Source organism: Trueperaceae bacterium, from assembly GCA_023954415.1.
Classification (GTDB): Bacteria; Deinococcota; Deinococci; order Deinococcales; family Trueperaceae; genus JAAYYF01.
In genome coordinates this window covers 79,001-100,932 of the sequence record JAMLIB010000002.1, presented here as the reverse complement: position 1 = coordinate 100,932, position 21,932 = coordinate 79,001, and the positions used below count along the sequence as shown (strand labels likewise).

General features: G+C 68.7%; 17 protein-coding genes. 4 read left to right on the top strand and 13 right to left on the bottom strand.

All coding sequences use genetic code 11. The annotated features are described in order from the left end of the window. Positions 1-7: 7 nt before the first annotated feature. Complete coding sequence (locus M9914_02890; GenBank protein ID MCO5173112.1) at positions 8-1,486, top strand: hypothetical protein; 1,479 nt, start codon at positions 8-10, stop codon at positions 1,484-1,486. Between the two features lie 255 nt (positions 1,487-1,741). Continuing rightward, positions 1,742-3,637, top strand: coding sequence for an ABC transporter substrate-binding protein (locus tag M9914_02885; GenBank protein MCO5173111.1), 1,896 nt, complete (start codon positions 1,742-1,744; stop codon positions 3,635-3,637). 155 nt (positions 3,638-3,792) lie between these two features. Here the strand turns inward: M9914_02885 and M9914_02880 are convergent, their stop codons facing one another. The 5 genes from M9914_02880 to M9914_02860 form a co-directional block, all read right to left on the bottom strand. After that, positions 3,793-6,966, bottom strand: coding sequence for an NACHT domain-containing protein (locus M9914_02880; protein ID MCO5173110.1), 3,174 nt, complete (start codon positions 6,964-6,966; stop codon positions 3,793-3,795). A 47-nt stretch (positions 6,967-7,013) separates the two neighbouring features. Next, a complete protein-coding gene (locus M9914_02875) occupies positions 7,014-7,976 on the bottom strand; it encodes a cytochrome c (GenBank protein MCO5173109.1) in 963 nt (320 codons plus the stop codon). Then, entirely contained in the window at positions 7,973-9,490 is a 1,518-nt protein-coding gene (locus M9914_02870; protein ID MCO5173108.1) for a cbb3-type cytochrome c oxidase subunit I, read from the bottom strand. Before M9914_02870 ends, M9914_02875 begins: the two co-directional genes overlap by 4 nt. A 1-nt stretch (position 9,491) precedes the next feature. Next, the gene (locus M9914_02865; protein ID MCO5173107.1) at positions 9,492-10,013 is read right to left on the bottom strand and encodes a hypothetical protein; all 522 of its coding nucleotides are present in this window, start codon (positions 10,011-10,013) and stop codon (positions 9,492-9,494) included. Positions 10,014-10,294: 281 nt separating this feature from the next. Continuing rightward, positions 10,295-11,464, bottom strand: coding sequence for an ATP-binding protein (locus tag M9914_02860; GenBank protein ID MCO5173106.1), 1,170 nt, complete (start codon positions 11,462-11,464; stop codon positions 10,295-10,297). Between the two features lie 536 nt (positions 11,465-12,000). On the opposite strand from M9914_02860, the gene M9914_02855 reads away from it, so the two are divergent. Further along, positions 12,001-12,567: a HipA domain-containing protein gene (locus M9914_02855; protein MCO5173105.1), complete on the top strand. Its 567-nt coding sequence runs from the start codon at positions 12,001-12,003 to the stop codon at positions 12,565-12,567. 41 nt (positions 12,568-12,608) lie between these two features. On the opposite strand, the gene M9914_02850 is transcribed toward M9914_02855, so the two are convergent. Beyond that, positions 12,609-14,432 carry an IPT/TIG domain-containing protein gene (locus M9914_02850; GenBank protein ID MCO5173104.1) on the bottom strand — a complete coding sequence of 608 codons (1,824 nt, stop codon included), beginning with the start codon at positions 14,430-14,432 and terminating at the stop codon, positions 12,609-12,611. A 151-nt stretch (positions 14,433-14,583) separates the two neighbouring features. Between M9914_02850 and M9914_02845 the strand changes: the two genes are divergently transcribed. After that, positions 14,584-16,401 (top strand): ABC transporter ATP-binding protein/permease, encoded by a 1,818-nt coding sequence (locus tag M9914_02845; GenBank protein MCO5173103.1) that lies wholly within the window; start codon positions 14,584-14,586, stop codon positions 16,399-16,401. Here the strand turns inward: M9914_02845 and M9914_02840 are convergent. The 7 genes from M9914_02840 to M9914_02810 all read right to left on the bottom strand — a co-directional run bounded on the left by M9914_02840 (position 16,358) and on the right by M9914_02810 (position 21,920). Continuing rightward, complete coding sequence (locus tag M9914_02840; GenBank protein MCO5173102.1) at positions 16,358-18,001, bottom strand: nucleotidyltransferase family protein; 1,644 nt, start codon at positions 17,999-18,001, stop codon at positions 16,358-16,360. The two genes, M9914_02845 and M9914_02840, sit on opposite strands and share 44 nt — an antisense overlap. Before the next feature lie 3 nt (positions 18,002-18,004). Further along, positions 18,005-18,688, bottom strand: coding sequence for a glycosyltransferase family 2 protein (locus M9914_02835; protein ID MCO5173101.1), 684 nt, complete (start codon positions 18,686-18,688; stop codon positions 18,005-18,007). Next, positions 18,685-19,440, bottom strand: a complete 756-nt coding sequence (locus M9914_02830; protein ID MCO5173100.1) for a glycosyltransferase family 2 protein — start codon at positions 19,438-19,440, stop codon at positions 18,685-18,687. The genes M9914_02835 and M9914_02830 overlap by 4 nt, the downstream gene beginning before the upstream one ends. Then, positions 19,437-20,393, bottom strand: a complete 957-nt coding sequence (locus tag M9914_02825; GenBank protein ID MCO5173099.1) for a hypothetical protein — start codon at positions 20,391-20,393, stop codon at positions 19,437-19,439. The genes M9914_02830 and M9914_02825 overlap by 4 nt, the downstream gene beginning before the upstream one ends. 122 nt (positions 20,394-20,515) lie before the next feature. Next, positions 20,516-20,953: a PqqD family protein gene (locus M9914_02820; protein MCO5173098.1), complete on the bottom strand. Its 438-nt coding sequence runs from the start codon at positions 20,951-20,953 to the stop codon at positions 20,516-20,518. Beyond that, a complete protein-coding gene (locus M9914_02815) occupies positions 20,950-21,225 on the bottom strand; it encodes an antitoxin VapB family protein (GenBank protein ID MCO5173097.1) in 276 nt (91 codons plus the stop codon). Before M9914_02815 ends, M9914_02820 begins: the two co-directional genes overlap by 4 nt. Before the next feature lie 191 nt (positions 21,226-21,416). Next, positions 21,417-21,920, bottom strand: coding sequence for a transposase (locus M9914_02810; GenBank protein ID MCO5173096.1), 504 nt, complete (start codon positions 21,918-21,920; stop codon positions 21,417-21,419). Positions 21,921-21,932: the final 12 nt, after the last annotated feature.

Here is a 21,932-nt window from a genome sequence, read left to right as displayed (position 1 = left end):
ATAGACTATGGTAGCGATAGGCTCTAGGCCAACGGCCCCCGAGTTCGTCGACCGCGTCGCAGAGCTGCGTGAGCTTCGCGACCTCGCCGCACGAGGCGAGCCGGCGCTGGCCCTCCTATACGGACGCCGACGCGTCGGCAAGACCTACCTGCTCGACCACGCCTTCCGCGGCGGTCGGTACTTCTACTTCCTGGCCGGCGATACGACCGCCGAGCTCAACAAGCGCGAGCTGCTCGGTGAGATCGCGCCGCTGCTCCACGACGTTAGAGACGGCGCCCCTGAGCTGTTCCCGAGTTGGCGGCACGTGTTCAGGCTGTTCGCGGACCTGGCTAAGGAGGGCCCTCTGGTCGTGGTCATCGATGAGTTCCAGAACCTCCTGGGTGGACCGGCTGAGGACATCCCCTCGCAGCTCATGGCAGTGTGGGACCGCGAGGTGCGCGGCCTCCCGCTCCTGATCGTGCTCTGCGGCTCGGAGGTGTCGACCTTGCAGGGGCTCGCTGATGGAGCGGGCCCGCTCTACGGGAGGTGGTCGTGGGCCGCGCGCTTGCGCCCGTTCACGTACGAGCACGCGGCCGAGATGGTCCCCGGGCGACCACTGCGTGAGAAGGCGCTTCTCTACGGCATCCTCGGCGGCACGCCCCGCTTCCTGGCGACCGTGCGACCCGGCGAGGAGTTGGGGCCACGCGTCGCGGAGACAGTCTTGTCTCCGCGCGGCAGCGTTCACGTGCAGCTCGAGAGGATCGTCGAACAAGAGCGAGGCATCCGCGATCCGGCCGATTACCGGGCGGTGCTGACGGCGATCGCCGATGGCCACACCGAGGTCGCGCGCATAGCCCAGGCGACGGGCCTGGCCGAGCGCCCGCATGTGATCAGGCGGGCCTTGGAAGTGCTCGAAGGCCTGGAGCTGGTGTCGCGGGAGCGCAACTTCGGGGCGCCGCCCAAGGCTCCGTGGCGTTACTACGTCTCAGACAACGCCCTACGCTTCTGGCACCGCTTCGTTCAGCCGAACCGGAGCAGGCTCGAGACCGGTGACCCCCACGCGGTCTGGACCGCTCAGGTGGCTCCGCAGCTCGATCAGTACATGGGCAAGGTGTTCGAGGGGATGTGTCGCGAGGCTTACGCGACGATGAGCGGGCGCCTAGGTCTGCAACGCGCCATCGAGTGGTCGAGTTGGGAAGGGCAGGACCGCGATCGTCGCTCCATCGAGATAGACCTGGTCGCGAAGTTGGACGACGACCGGATCTTGACGGGTGAGGTCAAATGGTCGTCGTCACCCGTGGGCCCGAGCGTCCATACCCGTTTGCTTCGTGACCTCGAGAGCCTCGCCGCGTCCGGCCACGGCTGGGCCAAGGACGCCTTGGCGACCGAGCGCTCGGCCGGCCACTTGTACCTGAGCGCCGCAGGCTTCACGGCCGAGTTCGAGCGACTGGCCGAGGACGACGGCCGTATCGTCTTGCTCGACCTAGACGATCTGTATCGTTCGTAGGACTTGCGGTAGCAGTGACCGACCCGCCGCCGCGCATGAGCACACTGATGACGGGGGAGGCGGCGGCGACCGAGGAAGCGATGACGAGATAAGCACACGCCGCGCCCGTCGTCCGCTAGGTGAGCCACGGTCGACCTGCCCTCGGGCCCCGGTGAGTCGCCGTTGACCGTGGGTTGAGCCGCCGTTGATCCCGTCCCTCTACCGTCGCAGCACGGTTCGAGAACGAACCGAGCCTACCGAGGAGGAAGAGGGATGATGAACACCACAGTTCGACGAGCCACGAGCCTGAGCGCCAAGGTCATCCTCTCGCTGGCCCTGCTGGTCTCGTGCCTAGCGCTCGGCCAGTCATACGTGTTCCAGCGGACGCTCGGCGCGCAGACGCTCGACGCCGGTGATGTGGACCGCGCGGTGCACACGGGCCAGTCCTACGTGTTCCAGCGAATACTCGGCGCGCAGACGCTCGACGCCGGTGATGTGGACCGTGTAGTGCACGCCGGCCGGTCCTACGTGTTCCAGCGGATGCTCGACGCGGAGACACTGGATCCGCTCGGCTCCTACTCACCGTGGGGCCAGAGCGTCATCGAGAACCTTTACGAAAGCCTGTACGGTTACCGCGGCGCCACGATCGACCTCACGCCCCAACTGGCCACCGGTTACGACCTCTCGGACGATGGGCGCACCTACACCTTCCACCTCCGCTCAGGGGTGAAGTTCCATAGCGGCAACCCCTTCGCCTGCGAGGACGTGAGGTACTCCATCGAGCGGGCGTTGATCCTCGATCCTGGCTTCGTGGGCCAAGCGCTCATGGGTACGGCAACCGACGCCCTCAGCGAGCTCGGCGTGGAAGGTAGCGACGAGGAGTACGCCGAGTACTGGGGCCGGCTCAACGCTGCCGTCGAGTGCCTGGACGACCGCACGGTCGCCATCCACTCCTTGGAGCCGGACCCCATCCTGTTCGCCAGCCTGATGAGTCCACGCTACTTCGTCATCGACAGCGAGCTCGCCAAGAGGAACGGCGGTTGGGACGGGAACGAGGCGACCTGGCGCGACCTGCTCGCGACCGACCTGAGCGAGGGGTACCTTCACGACCACGCCAGCGGCACCGGCGCTTTCCGGTTGGCGTCTTGGGAGCCGGGAGTGCGGCTGGTCGCAGAGAGGAACCCCGACTACTGGGGTCCGGCGCCGCAGGTCGAGACGGTGGTCTACGAGGTGGTCCCTGACGAGGAGGCGCGGGTCGCGGCGCTCGTAGCGGGCGAGGCCGATCAGATCGACGTCCGCATGACCCCACTCTCCGAGCTCGAGGGCTGGCCTGGGGTCAAGGTGCTCGACCCGTCGAAAGACCCGTCACTACCCTGGGGCGTACGGGTCGTGGGAGCCATCTTCTTCAACCAGGCGATGAGCCCTGTGGACAACGCCCTGATCGGCACGGGGAAGCTCGACGGGTCCGGGGTGCCGCCTGACTTCTTCTCGGACGGCGACGCCCGCAAGTGCTTCGCCTACGCCTGGGATACCGGAGAGGACGATCCCCAGTACGCCGGAGACGGCTCGTTCTACCCGAACATGCTCCTCTTACCGTTCTACCCCGCCTACGACCCCACCATCCCCCACTACAAACTCGACCTAGAGAAGGCCGAGGAGCACTGCCGGGCCGCGTGGGGCGGGAAGCTGTGGGAGGTGGGCATGTACTTGGCCGGCCCGAGCGACGACTGGATAACCCAGGCGTTCAAGGAGACGTTGGAGGCCATGAACCCGAAGTTCACCATAGGTCTCGTCGACTTGAGCCCAGAGCAAGAAGCGCGCATGTGGGCCGAGATGCAGATGCCGTGGGCCAACGCGGCGGGCTACGCGAGCTTCCCCGACGCGTACGAGTTCATGGCCGATTGGTACCAGTCGTCCACGTCGGTCACGGCGCGCTTCGGGTACAAGAACGACGAGATCGACCGCCTGATCGCCCAGGCGCGCACCGAGTTCGACTCGGCGGAGCGCGACGACCTGTACCGCCAGGTCGGCAGGCTCGCCTACGAGGACGCACCGTTCACCCTCCTGCCGAGCTTCCCTTACACGCTCGTCGTGAGCGACAAGGTGTCCGGCGCCTACCGCAACCCGATGTTCACCGAGATCAGGTGGTCAGACCTCCGCAAAGCCGAGTAACTTCCGAACCGCCTGCATGCGGGGACGGGACCTCCTCGGCCCGCCCCCGCCACTATCCCGACCTTCCCAACTACCGGCGCCCGCCGCAGGCAGCGCCCGGGCGTGGCGGAGCAGCCTGTCCGCCGTGCTCAGGACGGATCCGCCCAGTTCCTCGGCTAAGCAGGCGACAGCCGCCGCATCAGGTCTCGCGCCGCCTCCACCACGGCTTCTGACGTGAGGGGCACACCCGCAGACACGGGTGGTGACGAGGGCGGCATGCGCTCGCCCGCCGGCCACGCCGCCAACAAGCTGCCTGCCCGCCGCCGCGCGTGCATGGGCGCGCGCGTTTGCGAGGCCGCCAGCTCGAGCCACTCCCTCCCAACCACGTCCGGAGCGATAGCGTGCGCCACGATGAACGCTTCGAACGCCAGGGGTACCAGGTTGGACGCAGCGATGATCTCGAGCGCCTCGAGCAGGTGAGGCAGGCCGGGGTTCGACCCATTCCCCTCAAGCTCGTGGAGGGAGGAGGCCGCTTCGAGCGCCTCGCTCCTGGCGCTCAGCAGGATGGCCGACGCCCTCAACCTCAACCCGGTCCGGGCGTCGCAAGGGGCCTTGGAGAGCTCGACCAGGCTGTGCAGATATGGCGCCGCCGCGGCAGTGTCGCCTTCGTCGAGCGCCATCCACGCCAGGAGTGTCCAGACGGTCTCGTCCTGGACCTGTGCACCGACCGAGCGGACCAGGTCCTCCTCGCCGCGGGCGTAGTGGATGAAGACCCGCGCCCAGTTGCTCGGCATCGCTAGCATCCACGGCGCGACGTCCCACGGCACCCGTGGGGCGGTCAGGTCCCTGACGTCTGCCAGTTGCTGCTCCGCGGCCTCCAGGTCGCCCAGCGTCGCGAGATGGTGCGCGCAGACGCAACCCAGGTAGATCAAGAGCTGTGGCCGGCCGATCTCGGCTCGCTCCAAGGCCAGTGCCTCACGCAAGAGCGCTAACGCGCCCGCGTAGTCGCCGTGCGCGTCCACGAGCGTGCCGCCGAGGTTGAGCAGCACCTTGACGAGATAGGAGACGTTACCCGTGCGTCGGCAGACCGAGATGGCCTCGGTGAACAGACGCTCCATCTCCCTCGGGTCGGTACTGGTCATCGCCAGGTTCGAGAGGCAGCCACCGAGCAGCTGCTCATCAGCGCTGCCCGCCAACTGCTCCGCGGCTTCACGGTAGGCGCTCCGCGCGCCAGGCAAGTCGCCAAGGTGCATGAGCGTGCGACCCAAGGCATAGAGCCACGGCCCCGCGCGACGCTCGCCAAGGTGTCTACGGGCGAGGAGCAGCGCTTGCACCAGGGTCTTGCGTGACTCGGAGGGGTCAACGTACGTCAAGAACTGCCCTCTCTCCAGCAGTAGGCGCGCCGTCAACGCCGAGTCGGGGTCCACGCGCCCCAGAGCGGCGTCAACCGTCCGGATACGCTCGTCCGAGGGCCGGCGGTCAGCGAGGTAGCTGCCCAACATGGGTAACATCCGCTCTAGCACGTCATGGCGCCCGGCCTTCCCGGCCCAATCCCACGCTGCCCGTACGTTCGCATGATCCCGGTCCAGCTCGTCGAACGCCGCGCTTTGACCGGCTCTCAAGGCGAAGCGGCTCTTCGACTCCACGAGGCCGCAGAAGTGCTCCGCGTGGCGCGCTCGCAGCTCGTCGGCGTCCGGCCGCTCCTTCAGCTTCTCGCCCGCGTACTGCTTCACGAGCGGATGCAAGTCGTACCTCCCTCCCGCACGCCACACGAGCGACCTGTCGAGGAGCGCGGTGAGCAGCCGCACGTCCATTTGCAGCACGGCAGCGGCCGCTACGCGCGTGAAGCCGCCCTGGAAGACGGAGCAACCCGACAGCGCGCCACGCTCGGCGTCGCTCAAGAGGCTCCAGGAGCGCTCGAACACGACGCGCAGGCTGGTGTGCCGCGGGTTGGTGGTGGGTCTGACGCTGACCAGCGTGTCGAGGTCCGCCTCCAGCTCGCGTTCCAGCTCCTCAGGCGATATCACGGAGGACAGCGAAGCTGCCAACTCGATCCCGAGCGGCGCGCCGGCCAGGCGCCTGCAGATGTCGAGCACCAACCTCGCGTTCGCTTGCTCTAGGGTGAAACGGGGGTCGAAGCGGCGAGCGGTGAGGACGTATAGGTCCAGACCGCTCGTCTCTCCCGTGCCTGCGAGCGCTTCGGCCGCGCTTCCAGGCAGGGGGAGGCCGCCCAGCGGGTAGAGGGACTCCGCAGTCAAGCCCAGCGGCTCGCGCGAGGTGACCACCAGTCTGACGAGAGGGCAGGCCTCGAGCAGCTCGCCGAGCTGTTGAGCGTCACCGGCTACCTGGTCGAGGTCGTCCAGCACAAGTAAAGCGCTCTCGTCACCGAACGTCCGCCGCAGGCTTGTTAGCGCGGGCGCTCCGGTTCGCGGGGCCGTCACCGCGGCGACCTGGGTCAGCACCTGATCCGGCCTCTCGACGCCGCACGGAACGAAGTAGACGCGAGTGAACCGGCGTCCACTCACCATCCGCCTAGCGAGGGCCATCGCGAGACGCGTCTTGCCCATCCCTCCGAGCCCAGTGATGGTCACCAACCGCTCCCCGCGCTCGAGCAACGCCTCCAGGTCGCGCAGCTCCTGGTCGCGACCCACGAACGGGGCGATGAGGTTGGGCAAGTTGTGCTCGGGCAGCGGGACGTCGGTAGCGGCGGCGGCCCGGTCGGCGTGCTCGGACAACGTGACGCCGAAGGCCGCGGCCTCCTTCGCCACCGCCACGGACCGCGGGTTGCCGGTCGCGACCAGCAACGCATGGAGGCGAGACAGTGACTCCGGCTGAGCGGTGGCCAGGTCACGCACGACCGTCGCGGCTCGTTCGCTAAGCCGCGCTGCGCCTCGCAGGTCGCCGACCGACAGGTGCTCCTCTGCGAGCGCGATCAGCGCGTTCTGGGTCAGCACGGACAGCGCTTCTCGCGTGCCGTAGAGCCACTCCTCCAGCTCGGCGTTGCCGGCGTCGACGTCGACACCATCGAGGAACGGCCCGCCGTACAGGTCCACCACGTCGCGCCACTCGCCATCGATAGCCGCCTCACGAAGCAAGGTGGCGTCGCACTCGACGACGGCCGCGATCACTTGGTCGTCCACGCGCACGACTCCGGGCGAGGCGCGCCGCAACTGCCAAACGGCCACGGCTAGGCTCTGCCTTGGGTCAGCCGCGTCCGGCCAGAACAGCTCGGCCAGGTAGCGACGTTCCTTCGGCCCTTCCAAGGCGAGGTAGGCCAGCATCAGGAGCGGTTTCAGACGACGGAACGAGGCACCCGGCAGCGCCACACCGCCGAGGGTGCGGAGGAGCATGAGGCCAGTATAAGGACGTGGCCGCGCGTAGCGCCCCAGGGCCCTTGTCAGGGTAACTCGAGCTGCCCCCGCAACTCGTGGACCTGTTGCGGGCCGAGCGGCTCGCCGCGCGCCGCCGCTACCTCGCCAGCTTCGAACGCCTGCGCTCCCTCGGGGAACTCGTTGCCCCAGGCCGTGGCGGCGTAGTTGAGCGCGTCGGCGATCTCCTGGTCGCTCAGCTGTTGCCAAGGGGGCATGACGCTGTTGTAAGTCACCCCGCCGATCGAGATGGTGCCCTGCAGGCCGTTGAGCACGACGCGCACGACGTAGTCGCGCCCACCCGACGCCGCCAGGAGGTCGGGGAGGTGCCCCGCCAGGGGCGGGAACGCCCCGGGCAGGCCGGCGCCCGTCGTCATGTGGCAGGCGGCGCAGATCTGGTCGAAGACCTTCTGACCCTCAGCCGAGGCCGTGGGTGCCGGTGCCGGGCGCGCGTCGAGGATGGCGGTGACAGCGGGGTTCGGCTTGGCGGTGACGCCGAAGAAGAAGGCGGCGAGCCACGCCATGACGGCGAGCGAGCCCCCCAACAACCAGCCGACCACGCGCGTGTACTGGTAGCCGGCGAACGTCGTCAGCGCCCCCAGCGCCACGAACACGAGGTGCATGGACGCGTGGAGGAGCGGGCGGGCCTCGACGTACGGGTAGGCCGACGGCCACATGAGGAACATCGCCGTCATGGGCGCGAGCAGGGCTGGGAAGAGCCAAGCGCCTTGCGGGTCGCGGACGGGGCGGCGGCGCGCCAGCCAACGGGCGAGCGCGATACCCCACAGCCCGCCGCCGATCAGGAACCACAGGTGCTGGAGGTGGTGGTCCTTGATGCTGTGATCCGGGGAGGGGAGGCCAAGGTGCAGCCACGCGACGACGATGCAGAAGTAGCCGATCAGGGCCAGCACGATGGTGTTCGTCGCGAAGGGCGACAGTCGGGGCGCCTTGGCGCCCTTCTTGCCGGCGTTGGTCTTCCGGGTGCCGCTCACCGTGCACCGCCTTCCGGTCGTGCCGCCGCGTCCGGTGACCACGGCCACTCGACGCTCGTCTTCGCACGCCGCAGCCCGCGCCAGAGCCGCGCGCCCTCGAGGGTCGCGATGAGTAGCCCGAGCACGAGGATGATGGCGCCGACGGAGCCCCAGCCGGCGAGGAGTGGGCCGGGGTCTGGCTCCACGTCGTAACGGCGGGGCACGCTGGCCGCGCCGGCCAGGTAGAACGTGCCCACGAGGAGCGCGATGCCGCCCAGCACGGTGACGCCGATGGTCCAACGCATGGCGGGTGGCGTCGGGTCGGGGCTACGCACCTCGAGCATGGCGAAGACCCAGCCGATCGCGAAGAGGAACGACGCGCCGAGCAGGTACGTGTGGAAGTGGGCGGGCACCCACAGGGTGTTGTGGAGGTGGACGTTGAAGTTGATGGTCGCGTCGAGCAGCGCCCCGATGCCGCCAAGGATCCAGCCGGCCATCCCCGCGTACATGAAGAGCGATCCGAGCCCCCAGCGCATCCCGGAGCGCCAGACGAGCAGGAGGCCGCCGAACACGGTCACGACCGCCACGGGCACGGACGACAGGTAGGAGGCGCCGAGGCCGAGGTACTGGATCCAGACGGGTTGGGCGAAGTCCATGTAGAGGTGGTGCGGGAAGGCGAGGAGCAAGAACACGAGGGTGCCCCACCAACCGAGGGTCAGGACCGCCGAGTTCTTCCACGGGCGCCCCGCGTAGGCGGGTAGACCGACGTAGACCTGCGCGATGAGCATGTAGATGATGAAGTTCGCAAGGTCGTGGCCGAAGAAGTAGGTGATGTTCTTCGCCCAGAGGGCGTCGAGGGGCACGCTCGGGTCGAGCCAATGCACGAACAGCGCCACGCCGAGGAGGCTGGCAGCGGTGGCAGCCAGCAGGCCGTCGAAGGCGATGACGAAGGCCGGCAGCACCTGCGGTGGGGGCAGCTTACGGCCGGCCGCCGCGAACGCCTTGGGCCTGAAGACCGCGTCCCAACCGAGTACGCCGCGGAAGCCGCCGAAGCCCCTCAACACGGCCTCCAGGACCTGGATGCACCAGACCGTCCAGCCCAAGACGATGAGTGTCAGGCCGATCAGGAAGGCGCCGATCGACCAGGCGGGCCAGGTCGGGTTCAGGAACGGCAGCGGGTAGAGGAAGGTCCAGGCCGCCCCGAACTTGCCGAACGCGGCGGCGACGGCGACGAGGAGCACGCCGCCGACCGTCACGCCGTATGCCCACAGGGCGAGGCTTGCGGACATCGTGATCTCGCGGCGCATGAGGTACCAGATGCCACCCATGCCGCACAGCACGAGGGCGGCGATCATGCCAGCACCGTGCAACGTCATGAGGGCGTAGAAGTCGACCGAGGCGAGGCGGATCCAGCCGGCTTGCGACATGCGCATGAGGATGCCGACGACCATGAGGCAAACGGCGAGGCCGAGGCCGGTCGCTAGGTAGAGGGCCATGATGCGGCGGGCCGTGGTGTCGTTCGTGGAGGCGCTCACGTCACTTCACCTCGAAGCTGCCCTGCATGAAGGCGTGGTTGATCCCGCAGAACTCCAGGCACCGCACGATGTACTTGCCCTTCTCCGTGAACGTGACGTGCAGGTCGTTCGCGTAGCCCGGCATGGCCTGCACCTGGCCGACGATCCGGTCCTGCGTGTCGTAGATGGCGAAGCCGTGGTTGACGTCGATCGAAGTCAGCTTGAACACCACGGGTACGCCGTACGGCACCACCTCGGGCATGTTCTCGAACGCGTACTGCCGCGCGACGATGGGGAAGCTGATCGCGTCGGGGGCGGCCTCAGCCTTCGAGTAAGGCGTCAGCCTCCCCCACACCCCGAAGGCCAAGACGAGCACGGCCAGTAGGGACCAGAACCACACCCGCCTCACGCGGTAGCCGCGCGGCTGCACGTCCGCGTAAGGCTCGGGGGCGCCGCGCGAGGACGCCGCCACGACCACGAAGACGGCGAGCGTCAGCACGACCAGTGCGCCGTAGGTGAGGAGGATCTTGCCCTGGATCTCCATGCCACTTCCCTTCCGCGAATTGGGTGATCGCGGGGAGGCCGGCTCACGGTGCCCGGCGTGCCACTGAAGCCCTTCGCCCTGCCTAGCGTCACAAACTTGGACGCGCAGGGTGTCTTTTGAACGAGATGACTATAGCCGAAGGCGGGGGGTGTGGCAACGGGTCGCGATGTTGCTGTACCTGGGGTCCGCCGCCGGGGGGCGGCGGCTCGTGACGTGAGTGTGGGAGCGTCGACTGGCCCGGTACTCTGGGATGAGGCAGACGGTCCGGCCCATGACTCTGGTCAGTCAGCAGCCCAATCGGTGGCTGCCAGCGCACGCCAGGGCAGCACCTCGACGCCCCCGCGCACCTGCCGACCCGCTCCGCCGTAGACGATGCAGCGCCTCCAGTCGTCCGCGGGCAGGTCCGCAAGGTGGTCGAAGAACTCCGACTGCACGGTCTGCCCCGCCTTCGCCTCGACAGCGAACCCACGCGGCCGACCAGGGACGATCACGTCTATCTCGGAGCCACGCACTTCCCGGTAGTGGTGGAGGTCGGCCGGCAGCCCGCGTCCGAGATGCCATTTGAGGACCTCGCTCGCGACGAAGGTCTCGAAGAGCGCCCCGCGCTGGGGGTGCGTGGTCAGCTGTCGCGGGTCGCGGATGCCGAGGAGCGCGCTCGCCAGGCCGGTGTCTATGAAGTGCAGCTTGGGGCGCTTGATGATGCGCTTGCTGACGTTGGCGTGCCAGGCGGGTAGTTGGAACACCAGGTGGCTTGCCTCCAGGACCCCAAGCCAGGCGCGGGCAGTGTTGTGCGACACCCCGGCGTCCGAACCGAGCTGGCTGAGGTTCACTTCTTGCGCCGTGCGGCCGGCACATAAGCGCACGAAACGGGTGAACGTGCCGAGGTCGTTGATCTGGGTGAGCTGGCGGACGTCACGCTGGACGTAGGTGGTGAAGTAGTCCTGCAGCCAGCGCTCATGCGGGATGCCGGTGATCAGCGGCCTAGGGTAGCCGCCCTGGAACAGGACCTCGTCGAGCGTCGCGTCGGCCGCATCCGTCCGCATGCGCTCCTCGAGCGAGAAGGGGAGGAGGACCAGCATGGCGGTGCGGCCGGCGAGGGACTGGCTCACGGTCGTGGTGAGGGCGAGGTTCTCGGAGCCGGAGATGATGAAGCGGCCCGGGCTCGGGGTCTCGTCGACGGCCTCTTGCAGGTAGCCGAACAGCTCCGGCGTGCGCTGCGCTTCGTCCAGTATCACCCCGCCTTGAAACTGCGCCAGGAACCCGCGCGGGTCTTGGGTGGCGAACTCCCGGTTGTCGAGGGGCTCGAGTGACACGTAGGCGTGCTCGGGGAACGTGGCGCGGCATAGGGTCGTCTTGCCCGACTGGCGTGGGCCCGTGACCGTCACCACGGGGTACTGCGCTGCCGCGGCGAGTAGTGGACCTGCGAGGGTCCTCGGGATCACCTTGGTCATGCACCGATTGTAAATTGGATTTACAGTTGGTGCAAGCGACGTCTTGGGCGCGCTGCCGGCCCGACAAGAAGCGATCGGTTCGCCTGCCGCTGGCGGCTGGCCCCGTACCCCTCGATGCGCTTCTCTCCCGCCGCGAGGCGGGTCGCGCCCGCCGGACGCGGAACCCCGTCGCGTACGACCAGGGTTGGCTGACGAACCCGGATGCGTTCGAGGTCTCGCCCGACCTCAAGTTCACTCTCGATCACCAGTACCGCCGCGCGCCAACCTCGGCGGATTCGCACTTCCCGCTCGCCATCGCCGACACCGCTCCCGATGCCTGGGGGCGCCGCATCATCTTGCGTGAGCATGCGAGCCGACGTGCGGCCGGGGGCGGAGCTGGCGGCGTTGACGGAACTCGACTTCCTGCTTGCCGTCGACGACTTCAGCCGGGTAGGGGCGCTCCGCCTCGTTGGCCCCGACGGTCGATACGAAGCCAGCGTCGATGAGGGTCGCAGGCGCACCCCGCCGCTCCTCGAGCTGCCGCGCGTATCGAGCTGGTGGAAGGGACGCCCGTCGTCGTCGTTCGCCGGTTCGACAGGGACGCGGGCGATGGTCGCATCCCGTACCTCTCGGCCGCGTCGATGCTGCTGTCATCGCGCCAGGAAGACCGGGCGTACACGGAGGTGGTCCGAACCATCGAGGCGCGTGGCGACGATCCGGCTCGCGACCGTTTGGAGCTGTGGCGCCGCTTGGTCTTCAACCTGCTCATCACCAACGTGGACGATCACCTCCAGAACCTCGCGTTCCTGCACGTCGGCCACGGCCAATGGCGCCTGGCGCCCACGTTCGACCTGAACCCGTTCCCCGACAAGGACCGGGAGTCGAAGACGTGGCTCTCGGAGGAGGACGGACCGATCACGGACATCGGCACCTTGCTGAGACGGTGCCGGCTCTTCTCGATCTCGGAGTCCCAGGCACTGGGCGCCCTCCGCGAGGTGCATAGGGCTGTCGCGAACTGGCGTGTGGTGGCCAAGAGCCCGGAGGTGGGGCTTAGCGAGCGCGAGCTGCAGGACTTCGCGCCGGCCTTCGAGCATATGCAGATGGAGGCGGCGGCGCGGGGCTGACCCGTGGTGGATCAGCCCCGCTCGCTCGTAGCTCGTTCGCCTTACGGTTGCGTGATCGGAGCGACCTGGAGCGTGTCAGGGTCGCTGGTGCCCGTGTACGCGACGTAGCTCGCGACGGTAGCCGCTGAGGTGTTGCTACCCCAGCGGTTGTTGCGCGCGTCGAGGGTGCCGTCCGTCGCGAGGAAGTCGTTCACGGTGGCGGCCTTGGGCGCCGCGTCGATCGGGAAGTCGAAGACGTTGTCGTTGATCCGGGCGGTCAGGGTTTCGGCGAACCCAGTGTCCCGGTCGATGAAGAGGGCCTGGCCGAACGAGCTGAACGTGTTGCCGGTGGCTGTGAAGGTCAACTCTTCATCCTCGTGGTGGAGGTAAAGGGCCGTGCCCGTGTCGCTGTGGCCAGTGACGGTGTTGCCTGTGAGGGTGGCTTGCCCGCCCTCGGCGTCAACGCGCAACCCGCCCGTGCTCAGGAACTCGGCGTGGTTGGTTTCGAGGGCGAGGATGCCGCCAGCCACCCCGAAGCTGAACTCGGTGGTGGGGTAGTCGGCCGACCCGAGCGTGAAGGTGTTCGCGCGCATGCGGGTAGCCGCTTCTTGGCTTTCGAACACGAAACCGCCCTCGGCGGTGACCTCGTTGTTGGAGAAGTCGGCGCTGCCCAGCAGGGTCATGAACTCGATCACGCCCCAGTCGATGCCGTCGAGCGGGTCCGTGTCTCGGGCGATGAACTTGTTGCCCGTGATCGCGGTTGGCCCGCCCAGCGGCATGCTGATGGGGACCGAGCCGTAAAGCGTGATGTCGCCGTCGACGACCGTGATCTGCGAGTTGGTGAGCGTGAGGCCGCGGCCGCCGCCGAGTAAGGTGCCCTCGGCCAAGAAGCCACCGCCGCCCGCGGTCGAGACCTTAAGGTCGTTGATCTGCGCGTGTTGGGTGAACGAGAGCGCCACCACCCCGCCGGACCCGGTGGACGTGACCTCGTTGAGATCGACGTCCCCCGCCACCATGATCGCAAGTGGAACCCCCGTTACGGTGACGTCGCTAACGTGGATGGCCCCGGGGTAGTAGATGCCAGGGCCTGCCGGATCCAAGGTGACCAGGCCGAACGGCGTGGCGGAAGCCGGCTCGATGGCCACGCCGCGCAGGGTGTAGCTCGTTGGTGCCAGCGCTTGTGAGGTGATGGTCTGCGCGGCCGCGGCGGCCGCCAGGTCCTCGCGCGTGAACACTGAGGTACTCCAGGCGGGGCCGGACCCGGACGCTCCAAACGAAGCAGGGAGGACGGCTGCACCTGGCACGATCGCGGTGGCGTCGGTGCGCAGCGTCAAGCTTTCAAGGGTGAGCTCGTAGCCGTCGTCGGCGAGGAGGTAGAGAGGGTTCGGGAAGGCGTTCTGGACGATGGTGCTGCCGGGGCCGCGGCCGTAGAGGCTGAGGTTATCCAGCCTCACCTCCGACGAGGCCGCGAAGGTGCCGGCGCCGAGGCGCACCGCCGTGCCCTTGGGTAGGGCAAGGGCCGCGAGGCTCTCGAGCGTGCCGCTCGGGAAGTCGACCCCGACGAACAGGCCGGTGGTGGCCGAGCCTACCGCCGTGGTGAGGGTCACCGTTTGCGGACCCTGCGCGGCCGTGGGGGGAACGGTGAACACGACCTCGGCGTCGGCCCAGCTGGTGGCCGTCACTGGCGTGCCGCCTAAGCTGAGCGTGCCGGCGCTACTGCCGAGGTGCTGGCCGGTGAGGGTGACGACCTCGCCAACAGCAGCGATTCCGGGGGTAGCGCTCAGGCCGGTGGGCGGTTGGGGGGCCGGTGTGCTGCCTCCACACCCGATCAATAGGCCGCCCGCGGCGACGATGGCGATCATGAACAAGAGTAGACGTCGTGACATGTTGCCTCCGTTCCATGGGAGCCTAGCGCCGGCCGCGTGGGTGGTACGACGCGAAATGCCACATGCACCGCGCGGGGCCGGGCCCGTCGAGCACGCGCGTTGACGCACGTGGTTTAGTGGTCTCCGACTGCTTCCCCCTGCGAGGCGACCGATGCTGCCGAGGCTTTACGACCTACTTTCCCCAACAGAGAAGCGCGCCGTGTTGCGCCTGCTGCCGTTGGTCGTCGTGGCGGCGTTGTTCGAAGTTGTGGGCGTGGCCGCCGTGGTCCCGTTCTTCACGCTGCTGGGCGATCCTGGCAGCGCCGCGGGGGTTCCCCTGGTGGGGGCCTGGTTGGTCGGTTCGGTAGCGGACCCGTTGACGGTGTTGCGCTGGGCCGGGGTCGGGGCGGCCGTGGCGGTTGTGCTCATGAATCTAGTCGGGATCGCTGCCAACTGGCGCCTGCTGCGCTTCGCGTGGGGGCTCAACGACACGCTCTCCACTAGGTTGTTCACGCATTACCTGGCGCAGCCTTACACGTTCATGCTGTCGCGCAACTCGGCCGCCATGGCCAACAACGTCATGCAGGAGGTCTACCGCTTGACGAGCGACGGCTTCGTGGCGGCGCTTACCTTGGTGGCGAGGGCGGTGGTGGCGCTCGCGATCGTGGCGTTCCTGCTCGTGCTCGATCCCATGTTGGCGGTGGTGGCTTTCGCCTCACTTGCGGGGGCTTATGCCTTGATCTACGCCGCCGTCAAGGGGGTGCTCAGGCGGGTCGGGCGAGAGGCGACGAGCGCGAACCGGGAGCGGTTACGCCTCGTTAACGAGGGCCTTGGCGGGTTCAAGGAGGTCAAGCTCCTTGGCCTGGAGGAGGGCGCGGGCGCTCGCTTCCGGGTGCCATCGAAGCGCTACGCCGACGCCCAGTCGCTCAGCGGCGTCATCTCCACGGTGCCGCGCTACGCGCTCGAGGCCATGGCGATGAGCGGCATGATCCTCATCGCGGTCAGCATGGCTGGGCGCACCGAGTCGTTCGGTGCGGCGCTGCCGCTGCTCGGCGTGTACGCGGTGGCCGGCATGAGGCTGCTGCCGGCGTTGCAAGCGATCTTCGGGGCGGTGGCGCGCTTGCGTTACGCGGAAGGGGCGCTAGAGGCCATCGCCGCCGACTTCGCGGCCGAGGCCGAACTGCCGCAAGCTGCCGCGCCTGAAGCGCCACTCGCCTTCGAGGAGCGGATCCTGCTGCGCGCCGTCTCCTACCGCTACCCAGGCTCGGAGCGCCGCGCTTTGAACGGCGTGGACCTGAGCATCCCGAGGCGCGGCAGCGTCGCGCTCATAGGCCGCACGGGGGCGGGGAAGACCACGCTGGCCGACGTGATCCTCGGCCTGCTGCCGCCGACCGAAGGCACCATCAGCGTGGACGGCGTGCCGGTGACGGCCGCCAACTTGCTGGCGTACCGCAGGTTGTTCGGTTACGTCCCGCAGAGCATCTTCTTGGTCGATGGGACGGTGGCGGAGAACGTGGCCTTCGGGATGCCAGCTGCACTGGTCGACCGCGCTGCTATCGAGCGCGCCTGCGAGGCAGCGCAACTGAGTTCGTTCATCGAGGGTGAGCTACCGAACGGGTACGAGTCCGTGGTGGGCGAGCGCGGGGTGCGGCTGTCGGGAGGGCAGCGCCAGCGCATCGGGATCGCTCGGGCGCTCTACCGGAACCCGCAGGTGCTGGTGTTCGACGAGGCCACCAGCGCGCTGGACGTGCACACGGAGCAGGCCGTCTACGACGCGTTAAGGGTAGTCGCTGGCACGCGAACGGTGATAACCATCGCCCACCGGCTCGAGACCGTGGCCGGCTCCGACCTGGCCGTCGTCCTGGAGGGCGGCGCCGTTGTCGACGTGGGTGACCCCGGGCGAGTCCTAAGGGACTACCGGCTGGCCGGCGAGGGCGAAGGCGGGCTCACGGAGGCTCCGTCGGCTGGTGCACTGCCAGGTTCGAGCTGATCACGGTGAACGGCACCGGCTCGGTCTTCCTCAGTTGCGTCGACTGCGCCGTGGGCAGCGGGAACTTCCTCGGGCGGGACTCGAGGGTGAGCGTCTGGCAGTCGGTGGGCAAGTGCACGCGCGCTTGCAGGCGCGCCCGCATCACGCCGTTGGTCCCGCCGTTGGTCCCACCGTTGGTCCCACCGTTGGTCCCACCGTTGGTCCCGCCGAAGACGAACACGTGGAAGCGGGCCAGGTGCACCGTCTCGCTGTTCAGCTCGAAGGTCACGCGCCGCCGCACGCCGGGGGCCCGGAACGCTACCGAGATGTCGACGTGGGTGGCGGCGTTCGGCGCGGCGGTGCGTGGGGCATGGAGAATGGCGGCCGTCGTGTAGTGGGTGTCGTGCGCACTCTGGTCAGGCAGCGAGCCGGCAGGGGAGGGGCGGTGGCTCCCCAGGGTAGCCCTGTTGGCCGTACGCGCGATGGCGCCGCCCATGGTCGGCAGGGGCTCACCGCCGCGGCCCCACGATGGCCCGCCCTTCAGGAGCCAGAGCCTGCGCAGCTGCGGCTGCCAGTAGCGCGCCGACGTCAGGGCCCGGCGGGGGAGGCGTTCGAACCACGGGCGAGTGGCCAGCGCGGGGCGCGCTAGGAGAAGCGTTGCCAGCCGGTAGGGGAGCGGGTCCAGCGTGAGTGCGGGTAAGGCGGAAAGCGCTGACGGCGGCAGTTCGATCCCCAGGCCCTCGTGCAGGTAGCTGAGCGCCACCAGCGCCTCCGTGACCATGCGCCGCCGTACGAAGACGTCGCAGGCCCGCTCCCAATCCACCTCGCCCCCAGTGATGATCTCGGCGGCGTCCACGAGCCAGTCGGAGTGCGTCTCGGGGTACGTGACGCCGTGAGCCAAGCACATGGCCAGGCGCTCCGCGGCGCACGGCACCAAGACGGGTACCCCGAAGAACTCCGCGCTCTGCGCGTCGCTCCAGACCCGGGCGTCGAGGTGCGCGTTCACCTGCCGCCCGTGGTAAGGACTCCGGTGGAGGTCCAGGTTCCCCCAGGGCAGCAGCACGAAGTTGATGGCCCGCGCTACGCGCGCCCGCGCCACTGCCGCCAACTTCGAGTCGCCGTACATGGTGACCCAACCGGCGTCCACCAGCACACGGGCGGCGGGCACGACCTCCTCGGGGCGCAACAGCACGTCCACATCGTGCTGAGCGCGCTGGCGCTGAGCGGCGGGGTCCAGAGCGATGCGGGCGGCGCCCTTCAGCAGCAGCGGCGACAAACCGGCGGCAACGAAGGCTTGGACGGCGGAGCGTGAAGCGTCCAGGCTCAACCGCGAGCGTGTCCACAACTGGCGCTGCAAGCCCTTCAGCCGAGGGTACTCGGGCGAGCCTGCCAGGTCTGCGCCGTGGCGTTCTGCCACCGCGGCCATCAGGCGGTGGTCGGCGAACGAGATCTCATCTAGGTCGTGCGAGTTCAGCCATGCCCTGAGGGCGGCCCGGGCCTCACCGGAGTCGGGCAGCAGGGCGGCGCGGAGCAGCAGGTCGCGAGGACCCGTTGGCCACGCCCACTCCGGGGCCGGGAAGCCGCGGCGGGCGAGCCTTGCCGCTAGGGCCTCGGGCGGCACGCTTCAGCCGTCCTTACGTGCGGCCGCGCGTCGCCTGAGGAGTGCCGCACGCGCGACCTGCAGGTAACTCCCTGCCAGGTCGGGGTGAGCGTAAGTGAGGCTGCCGGGCCGCACGCGCCGGAGGGCCAACGGTTCGGCGATCAGCTCGAAGCGGTGACCCTGCTCCTTGGCGCGGGCGAACCAGTCGACCATCTCGCCTGCGCGGCCTGGCGGGTCGACGATGGGGCCCACCGCCGCGATCACCTCGCGCCTTATGAGCATCGTGCTGCGCGACCAGCCGCCGCGAGCGCCGGCCAGGTCAGCACGGGCTGGGTCGTCCTGGAACGTCGCGAGGCGGCAGAAGACCGCCGCCAGGTCCGCGTCGGCGCGCAGGCGCTCCAACTGGCGCTCCATCTTGCCCGGCAACCAGAGGTCGTCGGCGTCCAGCGTGGCCACAAGGGGGTCCTCGCACAGCGCGAAGCCGGCGTTGGTGGCGGCGCCCGGCCCCTGGTTGGCCTGCCGTACCAGGCGCACGGGCCCAGGGAGGGCGGCCACGACCTCGGCGGTGGCGTCCGTAGAGCCGTCGTCGACGATCACGACCGCGCGCGCAGGGACGCTCTGGGCCAGCACCGAGCGGACCGCTTCCGCTATGGTCGCGGCCGCGTTGAACGCTGGGATGACGACCGAGTAGCCCGTGGCGCGGTTCACCAACCGTGGGCCTCCTGCAGCCCGCCCTTAGCGAAGACCTCTGGCGGTGGGGGCGGCAGCCCGTTGGCGCGGCGCCGCCGCATAGAGAAGAGCAGGGCCCTGGCGAACTCACGACGCAACGCAGCGGTGTCGCGGGTCAGGTTGCCGCTGTGGCGCCGATAGTAGAGGCAATGGTCGTCGCGGATGGCGTACTTGGGGCTCAGCTCGAACATGCGTAGCAGGAAATCCAGGTCCTCGGCTTGGGCGAACGAGGTATCGAACGCACCCACCTGGCGGATGAGGCCGTAACGGTACGTGCCGGAGCCCAGCTGCAACCCTCGTCCCGTGGCCGTCTTGCTGCCCGGTGCCGGCCCCGTGTCGTTGGCGGTGGCCTCGCGGAACATGACCGTGGTGCCGTACGTAAGGTCGAGCGCGGCGTCGGCCGTGAACAGCGCGAGGTCTCGCTCGTACCGGTCGGGAGGGAGGAGATCGTCGGCGTCGAGGAACGAAACGAGGTCCGTGCTGTTCGGGAGCGCCTCGAGGGCCACGTTGCGGGCGGCCGCAGGGCCCTGGTTCTGGGTCTCGATCAGGTGCACACCGGCGTGCGTGGCGGCCACAGCGCGCACCACCTCGGCGGTGTGGTCTGTGCTGCCGTCGTTCACGACGAACACCTCGAGGCTGAGCCCGGGCCGCCGCTGCGCCAGGGCCGAGAGCAGGGCCGCCCGCACGTGCGCCTCGGCGTTGAAGGCGGCCATCAGCAACGCGATCCTCACGCAGCGAGCTTACCCATGAAGCGAGCGAGGGTGGCGGCCACCTCGGCGGGTTCCGTACCGAGGGTCAGGTGGTAGCCGGGCAGGGCCCTCGCCAGGCGGCCGACGAAGCCGAACCCCTGCCGCATGCGGCCCGGCAGTTGGCCGAGGTTGGTCGGCATCAGGGCGAACATGACTGCCTGGGCCGAGGCCGGAACGAGGCGCGTGGTGGCCTCGGCTGTGATGCTGGGCAAGAGCACGGCCTTCACCGTCAGTTGCGGCGCCAGGCAGCCTGGTGCGAGGTCGGTCGGGTCGAACTCGTGCTTGCCCTGCCAGTTCAGCGGCCCCAGCGCTGGGCCGTGGGTGTTCACGCCCAAGCGCGCCAGCCCGGCCGGGTCCTGCTTCATCAGCTTCACCACCGGGTAGGCGCGCACGCCGCCCGCGTCGTGCGCCAGCGCCACGTAATCGTCGCCCACGCTGCGCAGACCGTGCAGTATTCCCGTGAGCGTCGTGCCTGACTTGCCCGCGCCCCCAGACCCGGCCAAGAGCACCCCCGTGCTGCCAAGCCCCAACGTCGCGGCGTGCAGGAGCCGCATCCCTTGTGCTGCGTACCCCCAGTTGAGGAAGTGGCGCATGGGGAACGAGGTCTCCCACGGTGGCCAACGACCGGGAGCGTCGAGGAGCACCAACCCTTGCCCCGCGTTGGGGCAGTCCCGGCGGAGCAGGTGCCAGGCGCCGTAGGCGGTGTCTAGGTAACCGTCCAGGTCGTCGGCCTCGAGGCTCGGGAGAGGGGGCTCCGGCTCGGCTGGCGTGGACAGAGCGAGGGTAGGGTGCGCCGCTCGGTCCGCCACGACCACGTCGAGGCGCACCCCGGCGGGCACCCCGGCGGGCACCCGGTCTGACGCGGTACCCGGCTCGTGCACGAGCGCACGAGCGCAGTTGTCGAGGTAGCCGGGCGTGAAGCTCCGGATGTTCAACGTGAGAGACGGCAGCCGACAGGTGAGCGCGGCCCCCGCGGAGGGCGGCAACGCATGAGCCGCCCCCAGGCGGTGCTTAGCTTCCTCGGTGAGGGTCTCTCGCGAGAGGCTGGCCTCGCTCGTCACGCGTCACGTGGCTCGCTATGCGGCCAACCCGCCTCCTTCGCGACGTCGTGGATGGGATCGGCGGCGAGGAGCTCGGTCAGGTCATCGAACGCCTCGAACGCGAACGTGTCGCCGGCGGCCGCGATGCGCTCGGCGAGATCGCTGGCGTCAACGTCGGCGGGTCGCTCCGCCTCCCTGAGCAGGCCTGCGTCGATGGCGCTCTCCACGAACGCGGCGAACGAGGCGCGTGCCTGGCTACCGGCCGGTAGCCGCGCCGCCAGCTCGCCAGGGGTGGCGCCGGCGACCAGCCCCGCCCAGACCAAGGCGGCCCCGCCGGCGAAGCTGAAGTACCGCCCCGTTCCTAGGTCGAGAACCATGTACTCGCCGTCGAACTCCTCGGCGACCACGTGGGCGCCTGCGATGCAGTAGGCCTTCGTCTCGTTCGTTCGGGTCACGCGGGTGGCCTCCCTTGCGGCCGTGGGTGGGGTAGACCGCTATATAGGGTTTTCGGTGGTAACGGGAGGCGGTCTTCCACGATCTGGTCGAGCGCGTCGAGTGTGGTCTCGGAGATGTCGATGGCGTCAAGCACCTCGAGCAAGTCGCCCCCGGTTGAAACCGCCGGTGGGGTCAGCTCCCTGATCACCTGCGAGAACGATTGCCCCTTCCGCTTCAAGCGACTCAGCCGCTCGTAAGCGTCCATGTCGATTGTGATCCTCTTCACCGCCATGCACTTATCATGCACCTGTGGCTGGTCCTCGCCAATCGGCTCGGGTCAACGAGGCGGCGACCGCACGATAATGCCGCGCGCCCTTGTTGCGTTTCACTTCACGGCTGATGCTCGAAGGGGCGCGGTTCAGCTCACGGGCGATCTGCCGTAGGGATTTGCCGCTCGCCAAGCCCCTGGAGATCTCCTCTCGCTCAGCCAGCGACAAGAACTCCGGGCGGCGCTTGCGTGACGCTGGAGCGATGCCACCGTAGTGCCGCAGGATCGTGAACACCGGCCCCGGCGGTTTCGCTAACGCTACCGAGATCTGGCTGATCGACTCCCCAGCACGCCAGCGATCCCACAGCTCCCGCTTCCGCTCGTCGGGCAACCCCGGCCGACCCATCCTCGCCACGCAACACCTCCTGAAACATGTTGCACTGACGGACTGAATCCACCGCGGCTTTTCGCAGGATCTCGCGCTCCTCACGCAATACTCTGATCCCACGCCTGAGCGTACGCAGCTCCTCACGCTCGGTCGAGGTGATGCCGGGCGCGTTACCATCATCGATCTCGTGACGTCTCAACCAACTGCGCAACGTCTCGTGCGCGACACCAAGATGGGCTGCGACCTGGCTGGTACTCTTACCGCTCGAACGGTGATGACGAACGGCTTCCTCCTTGAACTCAGGCGGATAAGGCGGCGGCGCCTTCGGCATGACCACTCCTTC